At 44.1% G+C, this 16601-nt stretch carries 15 protein-coding genes; 12 read left to right on the top strand and 3 right to left on the bottom strand.

Features of this window, described 5'->3' with window-relative positions; genetic code table 11:
• Positions 1-117 precede the first annotated feature (117 nt).
• The 4 genes from ihfB to pyrF all read left to right on the top strand — a co-directional run bounded on the left by ihfB (position 118) and on the right by pyrF (position 2812).
• Positions 118-402 (top strand): integration host factor subunit beta, encoded by a 285-nt coding sequence (gene ihfB, locus AB4371_RS10765; RefSeq protein ID WP_017060238.1) that lies wholly within the window; start codon positions 118-120, stop codon positions 400-402.
• A gap of 129 nt (positions 403-531) precedes the next feature.
• Entirely contained in the window at positions 532-804 is a 273-nt protein-coding gene (locus AB4371_RS10770) for a LapA family protein (protein ID WP_017060239.1), read from the top strand.
• Positions 805-816: 12 nt separating this feature from the next.
• Positions 817-1992, top strand: coding sequence for a lipopolysaccharide assembly protein LapB (lapB, locus tag AB4371_RS10775; protein WP_372149685.1), 1176 nt, complete (start codon positions 817-819; stop codon positions 1990-1992).
• Positions 1993-2116: 124 nt separating this feature from the next.
• A complete protein-coding gene (gene pyrF, locus AB4371_RS10780; protein ID WP_017060241.1) occupies positions 2117-2812 on the top strand; it encodes an orotidine-5'-phosphate decarboxylase in 696 nt (231 codons plus the stop codon).
• A gap of 104 nt (positions 2813-2916) precedes the next feature.
• Here the strand turns inward: pyrF and miaE are convergent, their stop codons facing one another.
• Together miaE and AB4371_RS10790 are read right to left on the bottom strand one after the other, a co-directional pair.
• Entirely contained in the window at positions 2917-3672 is a 756-nt protein-coding gene (miaE, locus tag AB4371_RS10785) for a tRNA isopentenyl-2-thiomethyl-A-37 hydroxylase MiaE (protein ID WP_017060242.1), read from the bottom strand.
• A 143-nt stretch (positions 3673-3815) separates the two neighbouring features.
• The gene (locus tag AB4371_RS10790) at positions 3816-4580 is read right to left on the bottom strand and encodes a hypothetical protein (RefSeq protein ID WP_017060243.1); all 765 of its coding nucleotides are present in this window, start codon (positions 4578-4580) and stop codon (positions 3816-3818) included.
• 322 nt (positions 4581-4902) lie between these two features.
• Here AB4371_RS10790 and cysB point away from each other — a divergent pair, with 322 nt between their 5' ends.
• Both cysB and AB4371_RS10800 read left to right on the top strand, forming a co-directional pair.
• Positions 4903-5877: an HTH-type transcriptional regulator CysB gene (gene cysB, locus AB4371_RS10795; RefSeq protein ID WP_017060244.1), complete on the top strand. Its 975-nt coding sequence runs from the start codon at positions 4903-4905 to the stop codon at positions 5875-5877.
• Between the two features lie 140 nt (positions 5878-6017).
• On the top strand, positions 6018-7220 hold the full coding sequence (locus AB4371_RS10800; protein ID WP_102393838.1) for a methyltransferase: 1203 nt from the start codon (positions 6018-6020) through the stop codon (positions 7218-7220).
• A 173-nt stretch (positions 7221-7393) separates the two neighbouring features.
• Here AB4371_RS10800 and ald read toward each other — a convergent pair whose 3' ends face one another.
• Positions 7394-8518, bottom strand: coding sequence for an alanine dehydrogenase (gene ald, locus AB4371_RS10805; RefSeq protein ID WP_017060246.1), 1125 nt, complete (start codon positions 8516-8518; stop codon positions 7394-7396).
• 156 nt (positions 8519-8674) lie between these two features.
• Between ald and lrp the strand changes: the two genes are divergently transcribed.
• From lrp to AB4371_RS10835, 6 genes are all read left to right on the top strand, one after another.
• Positions 8675-9169 (top strand): leucine-responsive transcriptional regulator Lrp, encoded by a 495-nt coding sequence (gene lrp, locus AB4371_RS10810; protein ID WP_004734558.1) that lies wholly within the window; start codon positions 8675-8677, stop codon positions 9167-9169.
• Between the two features lie 163 nt (positions 9170-9332).
• Complete coding sequence (locus tag AB4371_RS10815; protein ID WP_372149687.1) at positions 9333-12503, top strand: DNA translocase FtsK 4TM domain-containing protein; 3171 nt, start codon at positions 9333-9335, stop codon at positions 12501-12503.
• A gap of 75 nt (positions 12504-12578) precedes the next feature.
• The gene (lolA, locus tag AB4371_RS10820) at positions 12579-13175 is read left to right on the top strand and encodes an outer membrane lipoprotein chaperone LolA (protein ID WP_017060248.1); all 597 of its coding nucleotides are present in this window, start codon (positions 12579-12581) and stop codon (positions 13173-13175) included.
• Between the two features lie 70 nt (positions 13176-13245).
• Complete coding sequence (locus tag AB4371_RS10825) at positions 13246-14595, top strand: replication-associated recombination protein A (protein WP_372149689.1); 1350 nt, start codon at positions 13246-13248, stop codon at positions 14593-14595.
• A 142-nt stretch (positions 14596-14737) separates the two neighbouring features.
• Positions 14738-16045, top strand: coding sequence for a serine--tRNA ligase (gene serS, locus AB4371_RS10830; RefSeq protein ID WP_017060250.1), 1308 nt, complete (start codon positions 14738-14740; stop codon positions 16043-16045).
• 221 nt (positions 16046-16266) lie between these two features.
• Entirely contained in the window at positions 16267-16533 is a 267-nt protein-coding gene (locus AB4371_RS10835; protein WP_136981604.1) for a DksA/TraR family C4-type zinc finger protein, read from the top strand.
• Positions 16534-16601: the final 68 nt, after the last annotated feature.

Genomic DNA, 16601 nt, shown 5'->3' on the forward strand with positions numbered 1-16601 from the left:
TTCTCATTAAGAGAATTATAGCTATCTAGCCAAGAAAGGAGCCGTAAGGCTCCTTTTTTTTTGCTTATTTTTCCGATAGGTCTATAATTTCTAAAAAGAAAACCAACGAGGGTAACTATGACTAAGTCTGAATTGATTGAGAGACTGTGCGCTGAGCAAACGCATCTTTCTGCAAAAGAAATTGAAGACGCTGTAAAAGACATTTTAGAGCATATGGCTTCAACACTAGAAAGTGGTGATCGAATCGAAATTCGCGGTTTTGGCAGCTTTTCTCTGCATTATCGTGAGCCTCGTGTTGGACGTAACCCAAAGACTGGTGACAAGGTTGAGTTAGAAGGTAAATACGTTCCTCACTTCAAACCAGGTAAAGAGCTGCGTGAACGAGTAAACTCAGGAATGTAGCCTACTTATCGGAATTAAGAAAAGCGGCATACTATAATGTATGCCGCTTTTTTATGACCATAATATGGTGGTCTGATTAGTAATTTTCCTGCATAATCGTACAGCTAACCAACCAATGAGTGATGAACTATGAAAATTATAAAAATAGTCGCCGTTATCGCACTTTTCCTAATTGCACTGGCTTTAGGCTCTCAAAACCAAACAACTGTGAATTTCAACTATCTGCTAGCGCAAGGTGACTTCCACCTATCAAGTTTATTAGGTGTTGTATTCGTTTCAGGCTTCGCCCTTGCTTGGTTAGTCTTTGGTAATATGCACATGCGGTCTCAGCTAAAAATTCATCGCTTGAAGAAGCAACTCAATAAGCAATCAAAGCAGGTCCCTGCTGATACTAAAGCTTAAAGGCTATATTTGATGTTAGAGTTACTGTTCTTACTTTTGCCCATCGCAGCCGCTTATGGCTGGTATATGGGTAATCGTAACGCTCAGCAAGAAAAACAAAAGCAATCACACCAGATCTCCCGTCAATACGTGACGGGTTTGAACCTATTACTGTCAGATCAATCTGACAAAGCGGTTGATCACTTTATTGAACTGCTTCAAGTAGACAATGAAACCATCGATACTCACTTGGCTTTGGGCAACTTGTTCCGCTCAAGAGGCGAAGTCGACCGCGCTATTCGTATTCACCAAAATCTCATCTCTCGTTCGGGGCTTACCCTCGATCAGAAAAATCTCGCACTGCAACAATTAGCTAAAGACTACATGGTCTCTGGCTTCCTTGATCGCGCTGAAAAAATCTTTGAACAACTTGTAGAAGAACCTGACCATAAAGAGGGCGCTTTACAGCAGTTGGTGGCTATTTATCAGCAGACCCGTGAGTGGAACAAGGCTATCCATTACGGAGATATCTTAGTTAAGCTCGGCAAGAAAAAAATGAAGATGCGTGCCACAGTCGCGCATTTCTGGTGTGAGCTTGCAATGCAAGAACAAGCCGATGGTAATCGTTCTAAAGCGCTTCAGCATTTTAAGAAGGCGCTTTCTGAAGACCCTAAATGTGTTCGCGCAAGTATCGCACTAGGGAAGTTCCACTTAGCGAACGAAGATTACCAAAAGACAATTGATTGTCTTGAATCGGTACTTGAACAAGATATCGATTTTATCAGTGAGGTGTTGCCAACCCTTGCTGAGTGTTACCACAAGCTTGGACAAGAAGCTCAATTGGTCGAGTTCCTCAAAGCGTGTATTCAGAAGAAAGCCGGTGTATCTGCCGAACTGATGCTGGCGCAATTGGTTGCTCACCATGAAGATGTAGGCTCTGCTCAAGAGTTACTGACAAAGCAGCTTGTTAAAAATCCAACCATGAAAGGTTTTTATCGATTAATCGATTACCACCTAGCGGAAGCAGAAGAAGGCCGAGCAAAAGACAGCTTAACCACACTTCAATCTATGGTTGGTGAACAGCTTAAGGTTAAGCCTCATTACCGTTGTCGTCAGTGTGGTTTCTCGACACACTCTTTGTATTGGCACTGCCCTTCATGTAAAGGGTGGGGGACGATCAAGCCTATTCGTGGGCTTGATGGTGAATAGATTTGTGGTCACTTTAAGACCAAATTATTAATTGCAGCTTTCGGGCTGCATTTTTATGACTGTTATTTATCACCTGCTTAGGTGATTAGAAATTTTTAGAAAGTTAACTGCGTTAGGAGATGAAATGAATGACCAAAAAATCATTGTAGCCTTGGATTATGATAATCAAGCGGATGCGTTAGCCTTTGTCGATCGAATTGACCCAGCATCTTGCCGCCTAAAAGTGGGCAAAGAGATGTTTACCCTGTTTGGCCCTGAATTTGTTCGTGAATTACATAAGCGTGGTTTCTCAGTATTTTTAGACCTTAAATTCCACGACATCCCGAACACATGTTCAAAAGCAGTCCGTGCTGCCGCTGAACTGGGTGTTTGGATGGTGAACGTACACGCAAGTGGCGGTGAGCGTATGATGACGGCTTCTCGCGAAATCTTAGAACCTTATGGCAAAGATCGTCCACTGTTAATCGGTGTAACGGTACTCACCAGTATGGAGCAATCTGACTTAGCGGGTATCGGTCTGGATCTTGAACCACAACAACACGTGATGCGCTTGGCTTCTCTAACGAAAAACTCTGGCTTAGACGGTGTTGTATGTTCTGCACAAGAGGCTTCTTTGCTTAAAGGTGCACTTGGTCAAGAGTTCAAGCTAGTTACTCCAGGTATTCGTCCTGTCGGCGCAGATGTTGGTGACCAGAAGCGCATCATGACGCCTTCTAAAGCGATTGAATCAGGTTCAGACTACCTTGTTATTGGTCGTCCGATTACGCAAGCGATAGACCCTGCTGCTGTACTTGCAGAGATCAACGGTACGCTTGCTTAAGTCTATATTTGGATTGAGATATAAATAAAGAAGGCCAGCAAATTGCTGGCCTTAATTTTTTAGTCTGGATTAGTCTAAACTGGACTGAATGTTCTGTGTGGAGCCTAAACCGGAGCACCACTATGGAATTTGAAGTCGCTGTCTTCTGAAGTGATAAGATCAGCTTCTACTTGAGCAAAATGCGAAATACGCTCTGAAATATCTTTCCCTGCGATCTGTTCTGCTAGCTCAAGGTAATCTTGGTAGTGGCGAGCTTCTGAACGAAGTAGAGACACGTAAAACTTCTCCATGTCTTCTTCCAAGAAAGGAGCCAATTTAGCGAAGCGCTCACAAGAGCGAGCTTCAATAAACGCACCGATGATAAGCTTATCAACCAGAGCATCAGGCTCGTAAGTCTTAACTTGTTTGATCAAGCCCTTAGCGTAACGACCCGCCTCGATTGGCTGGTAAGTCACGCCTTTCTTCTCCATCAACTCCATGACTTGGTAGAAGTGATGCAGCTCTTCTTTGATCAGTAAAACCATCTTATCGATTAGGTCAGCACCGTAATTACAGCCTTCTTTCGCTGTGATTTGCTTGGATACGTTGCTTTTACCACGCAGAGACTCTAAGTCTCCGATACGACGGTAAGCAAATTGCTCGTATGGCAAAATCCATTCATTCAGTTGCTTCGCGCTTTCTTTATCGACGGCGTACTTGCGAATAAGGAATAAAGCACTCTGTGCCGCCTTAAGTTCACACAGCATGTGATCGCGTAGAATGATGTGAAGATTTTCTGGCTTTTTGGCTTCATCTATCCATGAATCTGGCGTTTCGGCTTTAAGAAAAGAGTGGATTGGAGCGAGTAATTCTTGATACATGGTCAGGGAAAGTTTGTTGATAATGCGGGGATTTTATCACAGCTCAAGAGATCTCCCTATACAGAGAAAGGAAATTCAACAGCTACAAAAAAGGCCGCCTATTTAATGTAAATAAGGCGGCCTTTAAGTGTTGAGTTAGACTGTTACCATTTCTTCTTTTGACCGAAGAGGGCATCCATATCGTCTTCTCGTTCTTTAGATTCCATCTGCTGCAAATCTTGAGCGTTTTTGTCTTGGCGTTTCTGGTCAAGCTCGTTAAGCATCTGTTGAAGCTTTTCTTTGGCTTGATTAGAGTACGAGTCGTTCTTAGTCGCCAAAGCATCAATACCTTTGCGTAATAGCTGAATCGCTGTTCCCGGTTGTCCGCGAGAAATCGAATCGTTTGCACGTTTGATAACATTTTCAATGTTAATACGGATTTGAATTGTTTCTAGGCGAGCATTTTCAACCACATAAGCTTGAGTCTCGAAACGGCCTTTATTGTGCTCGTTGCGCACCGTATCACGCAGGCGTTTAACTAACTTAAGCATCATGATCGCTTGTTTGTCACTACTTGGTACGCGGAAAGCGGTACTCTCGCCACCTTTGTAGTTCTCTTTTAGCTGAGTGATTTGTTGTTTTACGCTTTCAATGCGTTGGGCAAGCTGCTTATTTTTTGGATCGAGTTGATACATGTTTTCTAATGCATCAAGAATTCGATTGTTTAAGCATACAAGAAGATCTTGGCTAAACGGCATGTGATGAGCGTTGCCAATCAGTTCTTCTGTACCGTCAATAATGGTTAGATAACGAGAAGCTTCCTGTTTCTTCGCTGTTTCTACCTTAACTTTATATTGAAGCATGATGTTGTAGCCTAAAACTAACACCAAAAGAACGGCTACTAAGACGATTATTAAACCAATATTCATATATTTGAGTCTGCTTATTATTTTCTATAGCTAACTGGAGAGGATACACGATTCCATTGTGTATCGGCACTCGTAAATTGCAATTTCTAATTATCTCTTGTTGAGCGAAATCGGCAATCAAAACTTACCAACTAATGTATGAGAATGAGGGTTGGGTTGCAAAGCGTTAGTGATGTTTTTGTTTGTTAAGCTAGAAAAACTCAATTTTCCTGTCATTTTTGTGTTCGAAGCGTTATAACTATTAATTATATTACACGCGACTATAACGCTCTCTTTGCAAATAAGTTAGCACAGAAATGAGTAAAGGATTACGAGGTTAGATATGAAGTTACAGCAACTGAAGTACATTGTTGAGGTTGTAAACCATAACCTAAATGTTTCAGCTACAGCAGAGAGTTTGTACACATCTCAGCCTGGCATTAGTAAGCAAGTTAGATTACTTGAAGACGAACTAGGCATTCAGATTTTTGAGCGTAGCGGCAAGCATCTAACGCAGGTTACCCAAGCGGGTGAGGATATCATTCGTATCTCTCAAGAGATTTTGGCGCGCGTTGAAAGCATTAAAGCGGTAGCGGGTGAACACACACATCCAGAGATGGGTACATTGAATATTTCAACGACTCATACTCAAGCTCGTTATGCACTGCCTGATGTGATTAAAGGTTTCACGGCGCGCTATCCAAAAGTATCGCTTCACATGCACCAAGGTACGCCAAGCCAAATGTCAGAAGCCGTCGCTAAAGGTACAGCGAATTTTGCGATTGCAACGGAAGCGCTACACCTTTACCAAGATGCGATTATGCTGCCTTGTTACCACTGGAACCGTTCGATCGTCGTGACCAAAGATCATCCCCTGGCACAGAAGCGTAATATCACGATCGAAGATCTTGCGGCTTACTCTCTCGTGACTTATGTATTTGGTTTCACTGGCCGTTCTGAGCTTGATACCGCGTTTAACAAAGTAGGTTTAACACCGCGTGTTGTGTTTACTGCGACCGATGCAGACGTAATCAAAACCTACGTTCGTATGGGCATTGGTGTTGGTGTAATTGCAAGTATGGCTATTGACCACGAGCAAGATACTGATTTGGTTGCGATTGATGCGAGCCATCTATTTGGTGCGAGCACAACCAGCATTGGTTTTAGAAAAGGCACCTTCTTGCGTTCTTACATGTTTGATTTCATGGAGCGTTTTGCACCGCACTTAACTCGCCCTGTGGTTGAGCAAGCTATTTCTTTGAAATCGAACGAAGAGATCGAAGAGATGTTTAAAGATATCGAACTGCCAGTTCGTTAATCTCATCGTGTAAATTTTGATTCTTATTCGGCCTGTATTTGCAGGCCGTTTTTCTTTTGGGCTTTTAGTTTTCGTTTTCTTTATCGGGCCTTTCCATTTCGACCTCTTACCCCTACAATCCACGCATCATAGGGGGAAGCATGCATTCACGGTTTAAAATACTCGATTCATTTTTGCTAGAGCACCAGATTTACTGGCGTTCAGAGCCTTTTCACCTATGCCAAACTCAACAGCAGCCGTGGAAAGAGGTCAATCGTCCACTCGTTGATTGGTTAGAAAGCTTAGATAATGAAAGCATTCAAACCTTAAAAGAGCAGCCTCAGCTTTTGATTGAGGAACTGACTCGTTTCCTACCTGAATTAGAAACTGCTACCCAAAACATCCAGTTCGATAACACTGCTTTGGTTGGTTTAGACCTCCCACGTGGTACTGCTGATGGTATTCCTGGCCGAAAGCTACATCAAATTGTCGCAATGGGCGAGGCTGCATTATGCCATCACCATGGCAAAGAGTGGCTCGAGTGGTGTTCTGGTAAAGGCTTTCTTGGTCGAATCCTATCTCAGCAATCGGATCAAAAAGTCACTAGCTTTGAATGGCAGCAATCGTTATGCGAAAGCGGACAAAAGATTGCGGATGACCAGAAGTTAGCGATGGATTTTGTTCAAGGAGATGCGTTTTCAGACAAGGCCGATGACGTGTTTAATTCGTACCAACATGCCGTGGCCCTTCATGCTTGTGGTGATCTTCATGTTGAGCTAGTTAAAAAGTCAGTGTCACATGGGCTACCAGCGGTCACTATTTCTCCTTGTTGTTATCATCTTATTCGAGACGAAAACTATCAAGCGATGTCTTCTATCGCGAAAAGCTCAGCATTAACGTTAAGTAAGAGCGACTTGAGAATCCCGCTTCAAGAAACCGTTACTGGTGGTGAAAGAGTAAAAAGACATCGTCAACTAGAGATGAGCTATCGTCTAGGCTTCAGCCAGTTGCTTAAGGCTGAACTTAACATTGACGAATACATTCCTGTACCGAGCATCAAAAAATCAGAGTTAGCTGAGGGTTTTGAATCTTTCTGCCGTTGGGCATCTGAAGTGAAAGAGCTATCGCTGGGCTCAGATATTGATTTTGACTCTTATTTGATTCAAGGCGAAGCGCTTTTCTGGGAAATGGAAAAGCTGAGTTTGGTTCAACAAGTCTTTAGACGACCATTAGAGATATGGCTGGCTTTAGATCGCGCTATCTATCTGCAAGAGCAAGGTTATGAAGCTACGATTGAAGAGTTCTGTGAACGCAGTATTACGCCAAGAAATCTATTGATTCATGGGGTTAAAATCGAGCGCTAGTGGTAAACCGTACTGTTACGTGTTTTTACGATCTCAATTCATTAATGCAAATAAAGTCATAAACGCAAAAAAGCCAGCGCGACATAATGTCGTACTGGCTTTTTGTTTAATGTGTATGAGTTAACTGAACGCTTCAACGAGAAGATTATTGCGTTCAGTTAGTCATTACATCATTAGTTAAACATTGCGATTGCTTCTGCTGGGTCTACGTATTCAAGGTCAAAGCTTTCTGCAACTTCTTTACAAGTTACTTTACCGTGAATAACGTTTAGACCTTCTAGGAAGCCTTCATCAGATAGAAGTGCTTCGCGGTAGCCTTTGTTCGCTAGCTTAACAATGTAAGGAAGTGTTGCATTGTTTAGTGCGTAAGTTGAAGTACGAGCAACAGCGCCAGGCATGTTTGCAACACAGTAGTGAACTACGTCATCAACAATGTAAGTTGGGTCTGCGTGAGTGGTTGCGTGAGAAGTCTCGAAACAACCGCCTTGGTCGATTGCAACATCAACAACTGCTGAACCTGGCTTCATCTTAGCGATGTGCTCTTTTGTAACCAATTTTGGAGCTGCTGCGCCAGGAATTAGTACTGCACCAATTACTAGGTCTGCTTCTAGAACATGCTTCTCAATGGCGTCTTCAGTAGAATAAACCACTTTTGCGCGACCTTGGAATTCTTCATCAAGTCGACGCAGTGTATCTACGTTACGGTCAAGAATTGTAACATCAGCGCGAAGGCCTACAGCCATACGTGCTGCGTTAGCACCTACAACACCGCCACCAACAACAACAACTTTTGCTGGTTCAACACCTGGAACGCCACCAAGAAGAAGACCACAACCACCGTTAGATTTCTCTAATGTTTGTGCACCTGCTTGAATAGACATACGACCAGCTACTTCAGACATTGGTGCTAATAGTGGCAAGCGACCCATATTATCTGTTACAGTCTCATAGGCTACGCAGACAGCTTTGCTCTTGATAAGCTCTTCAGTTTGTGGAAAATCTGGTGCAAGGTGTAAATAGGTAAATAATATTTGCCCTTCGCGAAGCATAGCTCGCTCGACAGCTTGAGGTTCTTTAACCTTTACAATCATCTCTGCTTTCGCGAAAACGTCAGCAGCAGTAGGAAGAATGGATGCGCCTACAGCGATGTAATCATCGTCTGAAAAACCGATACCAGTACCGGCATTGGTTTCTACAAAAACTTGGTGGCCGTGTGAGATTAGTTCTCTCACGCTAGCTGGGGTCATACCAACGCGGTATTCGTGGTTCTTGATTTCCTTAGGTACGCCAATGATCATCCTGACTCCTCATTTTATTTTGGTTGTTTTATCTATATGTAGGGTAATTCTGTCGAATTAATATCTAGTATAGATAGGTTTAGATAAAATTTGATACTGAATATTAAAAAGTTGTAGTATATTTTTTTGCAAGGAAGTAATAAGGTGGAATAAAAAATGGCAGACAATTATAAGAAGCCGTCCAAGGAACTAGATCGTATTGACCGCAACATTCTTAATGAGTTGCAAAAAGACGGTCGTATCTCAAACGTTGAACTCTCAAAACGAGTAGGACTTTCTCCAACTCCATGTCTTGAACGTGTTCGTCGTTTAGAACGTCAAGGTTACATTACTGGGTACACAGCGTTGCTGAACCCACAGTACCTTGATGCTTCACTTTTAGTGTTTGTTGAAATTACGTTGAACCGTGGTGCGCCAGATGTGTTCGAACAATTCAACACCGCTGTGCAGAAACTGGATGACATCCAAGAGTGTCATTTAGTGTCGGGTGATTTTGACTATCTTCTAAAAACACGTGTATCTGATATGGGTGCTTACCGTAAGCTACTGGGTGATACGTTACTTCGTCTACCGGGCGTAAACGACACTCGAACTTACGTAGTAATGGAAGAAGTGAAACAAACCAATCAACTTGTGATTAAAACTCGTTAGTCACAATTGGTGAAATGAAAGAAAGCGGACATTTGTTCCGCTTTCTTGCTTTCTGGAATTGGGTTTTTCTGTTTGATATGGTTAAATCAACAGTAGTTTCATTGAAACGAGCGGCTTTGGCCGCTCGAGATGTTTTTATCCCGTTTAATTATTAAGTTGGTTTATGTTCAAGCAGAGCAGTAATAAAGTAGAAACAATCATTAAAACGAGTGAAGAGCCTCAGTCTCCTCGTTTGAGTGGTTCTCAACGTCTCAAAGAGTGCAGTCTGATTCTCGGTGTTCTCTTCTCTATTCTACTTGCCGTTGCGTTATTAACTTTTAGTCCTGCAGACCCATCATGGTCGCAAACGGCGTGGGGTGGTGACATTCAAAATGCGGGTGGCTACCTAGGTGCTTGGTTGGCGGATACGCTTTTCTTCGTATTTGGTTCTTTGGCTTACCCTTTACCTATCTTAGTGACGGTTGCTGCGTGGGTATTATTCCGCAAACGTAATGAAGACGAGCAGATCGACTTCATGCTGTGGGGCACTCGCTTACTTGGCCTGACTATCCTAATTCTTACGAGTTGTGGTTTAGCGGATATCAACTTTGACGACATCTGGTACTTTTCATCCGGTGGCGTAGTGGGCGACGTCTTAACAAGCCTTGCTCTTCCAACGTTGAATGTTCTTGGTAGTACGCTGGTTCTTCTTTTCTTATGGGGGGCTGGCTTTACTCTATTAACCGGTATTTCTTGGTTAAGTATTGTGGAATGGTTGGGTGAATGTGCCATCAAATTCTTCACGTCTGCTGTTAATAAGGCTCGTGGACAAGACCAAGAGCTGCTTGAGCCTCAATTAAGAGAATCAGCAGACCGCGATTTAATCGAAGAACGTCATCACCAGCATCAAGCGCCAACTTACCGCGATGTTCCTGCTATAGAAGGCAACAAAGAATCAACAGAGCATGATCCGCTAGATCCTGCGATGAGTTTTTCTGCGATCAATGATTCGGCAGACGTGGCGACAAATGCGCGAGACAATGCTGCATCGCCGAAGCGTCATTACAATATTCATATGCCTGTCGATGCTCCTGCAAAACAAGAAGCTCCTGTTCATGAAGAACTACAGGTTCAGCCTCAAGCGGTAATTGAGTCAGAGCAAACGATCCCTGCAGCAGCTGTTTACCAAGCGCCAGAAGAACCGCTAGAAGAAGGTATTGAGCGCTCTAAACAGTTGAATGCAACGATAGAGCAGCTAGAAAATGCGGCCATGTATGAAGATGACCTAGCAGAACAAGATCAGGTTGACGCGCATGATTCTCAGGTTGCTTACCAACAATACATGCAGAACGAACAACCAGAAGTTGGCCCTGCTCATGCTGACCTTAGAAGTGCTGAACCAGAATTAGATAGCTCACCACAAGTAAATGGCGAATTTGGTTCTGAAGATGTTCAACCTGAATCTTTATACGCTTCACCTATGGGCGAGCCAGAAGCAACCGTGGAAGACGATTTCTCTGCACAACCTTCACCGTTTGATGTTACGGAAGAGCAAAGCTACCAACAGGGCTCAGAGCTTGAATCAGAACAGGCTGAAGCTGAATTAGCTGACGCAGCATTAATCGAAGAACAGTTTGAACCTTTCCCTTATCAAGAAGAACATTCAGAACCTGAACAGCCAACAGCACAAAACCTAGAGCCAACTGTTGATCTTCCTTGGGAAGAAGTAACGGAAGAAGAACCTGCGCATCAAGATCAAGATGTCGCCGCATTCCAAAGCATTGTCTCTGAAGCACAAGCGAATATGGCAGCGGCGCAGAACCCGTTCTTGGTTCAACAAGATGTTAATTTACCTAAGCCTGCTGAGCCATTACCCACGCTTGAATTGTTATTCCACCCTGAAAAGCGTGAAACCTTTATTGACCGTGATGCGCTAGAGGCAATTGCTCGTCTTGTTGAATCTAAGCTAGCGGACTACAAGATCAAAGCAGACGTTGTCGACATTTTCCCAGGTCCAGTAATCACTCGATTCGAACTTGATCTGGCTCCAGGTGTGAAAGTAAGCCGTATTTCTGGTCTTTCTATGGACTTAGCGCGTTCACTCTCTGCATTGGCAGTACGTGTCGTAGAAGTGATTCCGGGTAAGCCTTATGTTGGCTTAGAACTGCCTAACATGAGCCGCCAAACGGTATTCTTCTCAGATGTGGTTGCTAGCCCTCAGTTCCAAGAAGCAAAATCGCCAACAACAGTGGTCCTAGGACAAGATATCGCAGGTGAAGCGGTTATTGCTGACCTATCGAAAATGCCTCACGTTCTGGTTGCGGGTACAACCGGTTCTGGTAAGTCGGTAGGTGTGAACGTAATGATTCTGAGTATGCTTTACAAAGCATCACCGGAAGATGTTCGATTCATCATGATCGACCCGAAAATGCTTGAGCTATCGGTTTATGAGGGTATTCCTCATCTATTGTCTGAAGTGGTAACCGACATGAAAGATGCGTCGAACGCCCTTCGTTGGTGTGTTGGCGAGATGGAACGACGTTATAAGCTGATGTCAGCATTAGGCGTTCGTAACATTAAAGGTTACAACGATAAGCTTAAGATGGCAGCGGAAGCGGGTCACCCAATTCACGATCCACTGTGGAAGCCGGGCGACAGCATGGACCCAGAAGCGCCATTGCTTGAGAAGCTGCCTTACATTGTGGTTATCGTTGATGAATTTGCCGACCTAATCATGGTGGTTGGTAAGAAGGTTGAAGAACTGATTGCACGTTTGGCACAAAAAGCACGTGCGGCGGGTGTTCACTTGATCCTAGCGACGCAACGTCCATCAGTGGATGTTATTACTGGTCTTATCAAAGCGAACATTCCAACCCGTGTTGCCTTTACGGTATCAACCAAAACGGATTCACGAACTATCCTTGATCAAGGTGGTGCGGAATCACTATTGGGTATGGGTGATATGCTTTACTTGCCACCGGGTTCTAGCCATACAACTCGTGTTCACGGTGCCTTTGCATCTGATGACGATGTACACGCAGTTGTGAATAACTGGAAAGCGCGTGGTAAGCCAAACTATATTGATGAGATCACCAACGGCGAACAAACTCCAGAAACCTTGCTTCCGGGTGAGAAGATGGAAGGTGATGAAGAGGTCGATCCTCTGTTTGATCAGGTGGTAGAACACGTTGTTCATTCACGTCGTGGCTCAGTTTCAGGTGTACAGCGTCGATTCAAGATTGGCTACAACCGTGCTGCACGTATTGTCGAGCAACTTGAAGCTCAAGGTATCGTAAGTGCTCCAGGTCATAACGGTAACCGAGAAGTCTTAGCACCAGCGCCACCAAAAGATTAGTTCCGGTAGGAACTCATAACTATTCAGTCGGTCAAATCGAAAATATGACCGACTTATGTTCTAACAGGATTATTGATGAAAAAAGTATTCGCACTTTTATTTATGAGCTTCTCAGTGTTTGCTTCTCCGAAAGAAGAGTTGAGTAGCCGCTTGGCATTAAACGCAGGCTTCAGCGCTGACTTTAAACAAGTCGTGACCAGCCCTGATGGTGATGTTGTTATGGAAGGTGAGGGCACGGTAGAGATTGCACGCCCAAGCCTGTTCCGCTGGGAGACCACGTTCCCTGATGAAAACTTGTTGGTATCTGATGGCCAAAGCTTGTGGTACTACAGCCCGTTCATTGAGCAAGTGAGCATTTATTGGCAAGAGCAAGCGACATCACAGACACCTTTTGTCCTGCTTACACGTAACCAAGAAAGTGATTGGGATAATTATAATGTGGCGCAAACGGGTAACCAATTCACGCTAACGCCAACTGCTGTCGATTCTAATCAGGGTGACTTCCAGATTAATATCACCGAAAAGGGCATTGTTCAGGGCTTTAATGTGATTGAACAAGACGGTCAAAAAGGTGAGTTTACCTTTAGCAATGTTGATTTGGGTAAACCTGCAGCAGACCGCTTTACTTTTGTGGCACCGGAAGGTGTCGAGGTCGACGACCAAAGAAACTGATCTAAACAAGCAGATCGTTTGGTAGTACGTCGATAGGCATTAATGCCATCAACGAATCAAGAGATTGCAATTGAGTAATTACAGCTTAGATTTTGCGGGGGACGAAGATTTTCGTCCCCTTGCTGCTCGTATGAGACCGGAAACTGTCGAACAGTACATCGGTCAGCAGCATATATTAGGCCCAGGTAAACCACTTCGCAGAGCGTTGGAAGCGGGCCATATCCACTCGATGATTTTGTGGGGGCCTCCGGGCACCGGTAAAACGACGTTAGCCGAAGTTGCAGCAAACTATGCGAATGCTGAAGTGGAACGCGTATCGGCGGTAACCTCGGGCGTAAAAGACATTCGTATTGCAATTGAAAAAGCGCGCGAGAACAAGCAAGCAGGGCGCAGAACCATCCTGTTTGTGGACGAAGTCCATCGCTTTAACAAAAGTCAGCAAGATGCTTTTCTGCCTCATATCGAAGATGGCACCGTGACCTTTATTGGTGCGACGACAGAAAACCCATCTTTTGAACTGAACAACGCTTTGTTGTCACGTGCGCGTGTCTACAAACTGACGTCCCTGAACACAGATGATATTTCTCTTGTCATTCGCCAAGCGATTGAAGATAAGCAACGTGGGTTAGGTGATGTGCCTGTTGATTTTGCTGATAATGTTTTAGATCGCCTTGCAGAACTGGTTAACGGCGACGCGCGTATGTCGCTTAACTACCTTGAACTGCTGTATGACATGGCAGAAGACAACGATAAAGGCGAGAAAGCGATAACCTTGCAGTTGTTGGCTGAAGTGGCTGGTGAGAAAGTCGCTCGTTTCGATAACAAGGGTGATATTTGGTACGACCTAATATCCGCCGTCCATAAGTCGATACGTGGTTCAAAACCTGATGCGGCCTTGTATTGGTCAGCTCGAATGATTGCAGCCGGGTGTGACCCACTTTATATCGTTAGGCGCTTATTGGCGATAGCTTCTGAAGATATCGGCAACGCTGACCCAAGAGCAATGCAGGTCGCAATGTCCGCTTGGGACTGCTTCACTCGAATTGGTCCTGCCGAAGGTGAGCGTGCTATTGCACAGGCGGTTGTTTATCTCGCGTGTGCACCAAAGAGTAACGCCGTTTACACAGCTTGGAAGCAAGCGTTAACGGATGCACACAATCTGCCTGAGTATGAAGTTCCGCATCATTTGCGAAATGCACCGACAACTTTGATGAAGGACATGGGCTACGGGCAAGAATACCGTTATGCTCATGACGAACCAGGAGCCTACGCGGCGGGTGAAAAATATCTGCCTCCTGAAATGGGAGAGAAGCAATACTATTTCCCAACAAAACGAGGCTTAGAGACCAAAATTGGCGAGAAGCTAGATTATCTGGCGGATTTGGACGCAAAAAGCCCACAAAAACGCTATGAAAAGTAGTCTTTTTTGGATATCGTTACCTAGTCATAAAATTTCAATTAAATCGTTATAAATTGGTCGAAATAGCACCAGTTTTAGGGGTTTAGCAGTGATTCAGTAGCAAACTACTGAATATTCAAATAACTAAAGCATAGGATTAGCAATGCTGGATTCTAAATTACTTCGAGCTGAGCTGGATGAAACAGCGGCAAAATTAGCACGTCGAGGCTTCACCCTTGATGTAGAGACAATTCGTGAACTTGAAGAAAAACGTAAGTCCCTTCAGATGAAAACTGAAGAGCTACAAGCGTTACGTAACTCTCGATCGAAGTCCATTGGTCAAGCCAAAGCAAAAGGCGACCATGAAGAAGCTGAGCGTATCCTTGCAGAAGTAGGCAACTTAGGCGCAGAACTAGACCAAGCTAAAGTAGCATTGGCTGACCTTCAATCTGAGCTAGAAACGATCACAATGTCTATTCCTAACCTACCTGATGCAGAAGTGCCAGACGGTAAAGATGAAGACGACAACGTAGAAGTTTCTCGCTGGGGCCAACCTAAGACTTACGACTTTGAAGTGAAAGATCATGTAGACCTTGGCGAAATGTCTGGCGGTCTTGATTTTGCTAGCGCAGTTAAAATCTCTGGTTCTCGTTTCATCGTGATGAAAGGCAAATTTGCACGTCTACACCGTGCTATTGCTCAGTTCATGCTGGACCTTCATACTGATGAGCACGGCTACACAGAAATGTACGTACCGTACCTAGTGAACCACGATAGCCTTTACGGTACTGGTCAACTTCCTAAGTTCGGCGAAGACTTGTTCCACACAAGCCCACTGACTGAGCAAGTAAGTGACGTACCTCTTAAGACTCTATCGCTTATCCCTACTGCGGAAGTACCGGTAACGAACATGGTTCGTGACACGATAACTGATGAAGCTGAACTGCCACTTAAGATGACAGCTCACACGCCATGTTTCCGTTCTGAAGCAGGTTCTTACGGTCGTGACACTCGTGGCCTTATCCGTATGCACCAATTCGACAAAGTTGAATTAGTACAAATCACTAAGCCAGAAGACTCAATGGCAGCGCTTGAAGAGCTAACTGGCCACGCTGAGAAAGTACTTCAACTTCTAGAGCTTCCTTACCGTAAAGTGATTCTATGTACAGGTGACATGGGCTTCGGTTCTGCGAAAACTTACGACTTAGAAGTATGGGTTCCAGCACAAGAGACTTACCGTGAGATTTCTTCTTGTTCAAACATGTGGGATTTCCAAGCGCGTCGTATGCAAGCTCGTTTCCGTCGTAAAGGCGAGAAAAAACCTGAACTTGTACACACACTAAACGGTTCTGGTCTTGCTGTTGGTCGTACTATGGTTGCTATCCTTGAGAACAACCAAGAAGCAGATGGCCGTATTGCTATCCCAGAAGTACTTCAACCATACATGGGCGGCGTAACGCACATAGGTTAATTAGATTGATTAAGCATTAGGTTACTTATAAAACCCAGCCAACAGGCTGGGTTTTTTATTGCCTATAGAATAGTGCAGTGGCGAGAAATAAATAATTTTTGTTACCTATGTGTAATAGTGTTTTATTGATTTTGATAATTATTACAATCCTTAAATGTGGCTATAATATGCTCTTACCGCGGTAGGTATAGATTTTCTCGTTCAAATACTGAGGAGGGCTTATGGCCGTAGGATGGGCAGGTGACGATAGTGTCAGCCAGCAAATACAAAATACCATTGATGATGAGATCTCTCGTGTAAGAGGAAACCTTCGAGGTGGTGAGGGTTTGCGTTATTGTTATGAGTGTGGTGATGAGATTCCGGAACAAAGACGACGCGCGATCAAAGGCGTTCGTTTGTGTATAGAATGTCAGTCAATATTAGAGCATGACGCACATCGACATTCATTGTTTAACCGTCGAGCAAGTAAAGATAGCCAATTACGTTAAACTGACGGTTACCTTCAAGCAGTTAAGGCCTTACTTTTATGTAAGGCCTTTTAGTTGTGCGCCGAGCA

Origin of the sequence: Vibrio sp. 10N.261.51.A3, from assembly GCF_041471965.1 — a bacterium.
Lineage (GTDB): Bacteria > Pseudomonadota > Gammaproteobacteria > Enterobacterales > Vibrionaceae > Vibrio > Vibrio crassostreae_C.

Excerpts from the sequence above, each read along its gene's own strand:
- ihfB (WP_017060238.1), top strand. The coding sequence starts at position 118 with ATGACTAAGTCTGAATTGATTGAGAGACTGTGCGCTGAGCAAACGCAT.
- AB4371_RS10770 (WP_017060239.1), top strand. The coding sequence starts at position 532 with ATGAAAATTATAAAAATAGTCGCCGTTATCGCACTTTTCCTAATTGCA.
- lapB (WP_372149685.1), top strand. The coding sequence starts at position 817 with ATGTTAGAGTTACTGTTCTTACTTTTGCCCATCGCAGCCGCTTATGGC.
- pyrF (WP_017060241.1), top strand. The coding sequence starts at position 2,117 with ATGAATGACCAAAAAATCATTGTAGCCTTGGATTATGATAATCAAGCG.
- miaE (WP_017060242.1), bottom strand. The coding sequence starts at position 3,672 with ATGTATCAAGAATTACTCGCTCCAATCCACTCTTTTCTTAAAGCCGAA.
- AB4371_RS10790 (WP_017060243.1), bottom strand. The coding sequence starts at position 4,580 with ATGAATATTGGTTTAATAATCGTCTTAGTAGCCGTTCTTTTGGTGTTA.
- cysB (WP_017060244.1), top strand. The coding sequence starts at position 4,903 with ATGAAGTTACAGCAACTGAAGTACATTGTTGAGGTTGTAAACCATAAC.
- AB4371_RS10800 (WP_102393838.1), top strand. The coding sequence starts at position 6,018 with ATGCATTCACGGTTTAAAATACTCGATTCATTTTTGCTAGAGCACCAG.
- ald (WP_017060246.1), bottom strand. The coding sequence starts at position 8,518 with ATGATCATTGGCGTACCTAAGGAAATCAAGAACCACGAATACCGCGTT.
- lrp (WP_004734558.1), top strand. The coding sequence starts at position 8,675 with ATGGCAGACAATTATAAGAAGCCGTCCAAGGAACTAGATCGTATTGAC.
- AB4371_RS10815 (WP_372149687.1), top strand. The coding sequence starts at position 9,333 with ATGTTCAAGCAGAGCAGTAATAAAGTAGAAACAATCATTAAAACGAGT.
- lolA (WP_017060248.1), top strand. The coding sequence starts at position 12,579 with ATGAAAAAAGTATTCGCACTTTTATTTATGAGCTTCTCAGTGTTTGCT.
- serS (WP_017060250.1), top strand. The coding sequence starts at position 14,738 with ATGCTGGATTCTAAATTACTTCGAGCTGAGCTGGATGAAACAGCGGCA.
- AB4371_RS10835 (WP_136981604.1), top strand. The coding sequence starts at position 16,267 with ATGGCCGTAGGATGGGCAGGTGACGATAGTGTCAGCCAGCAAATACAA.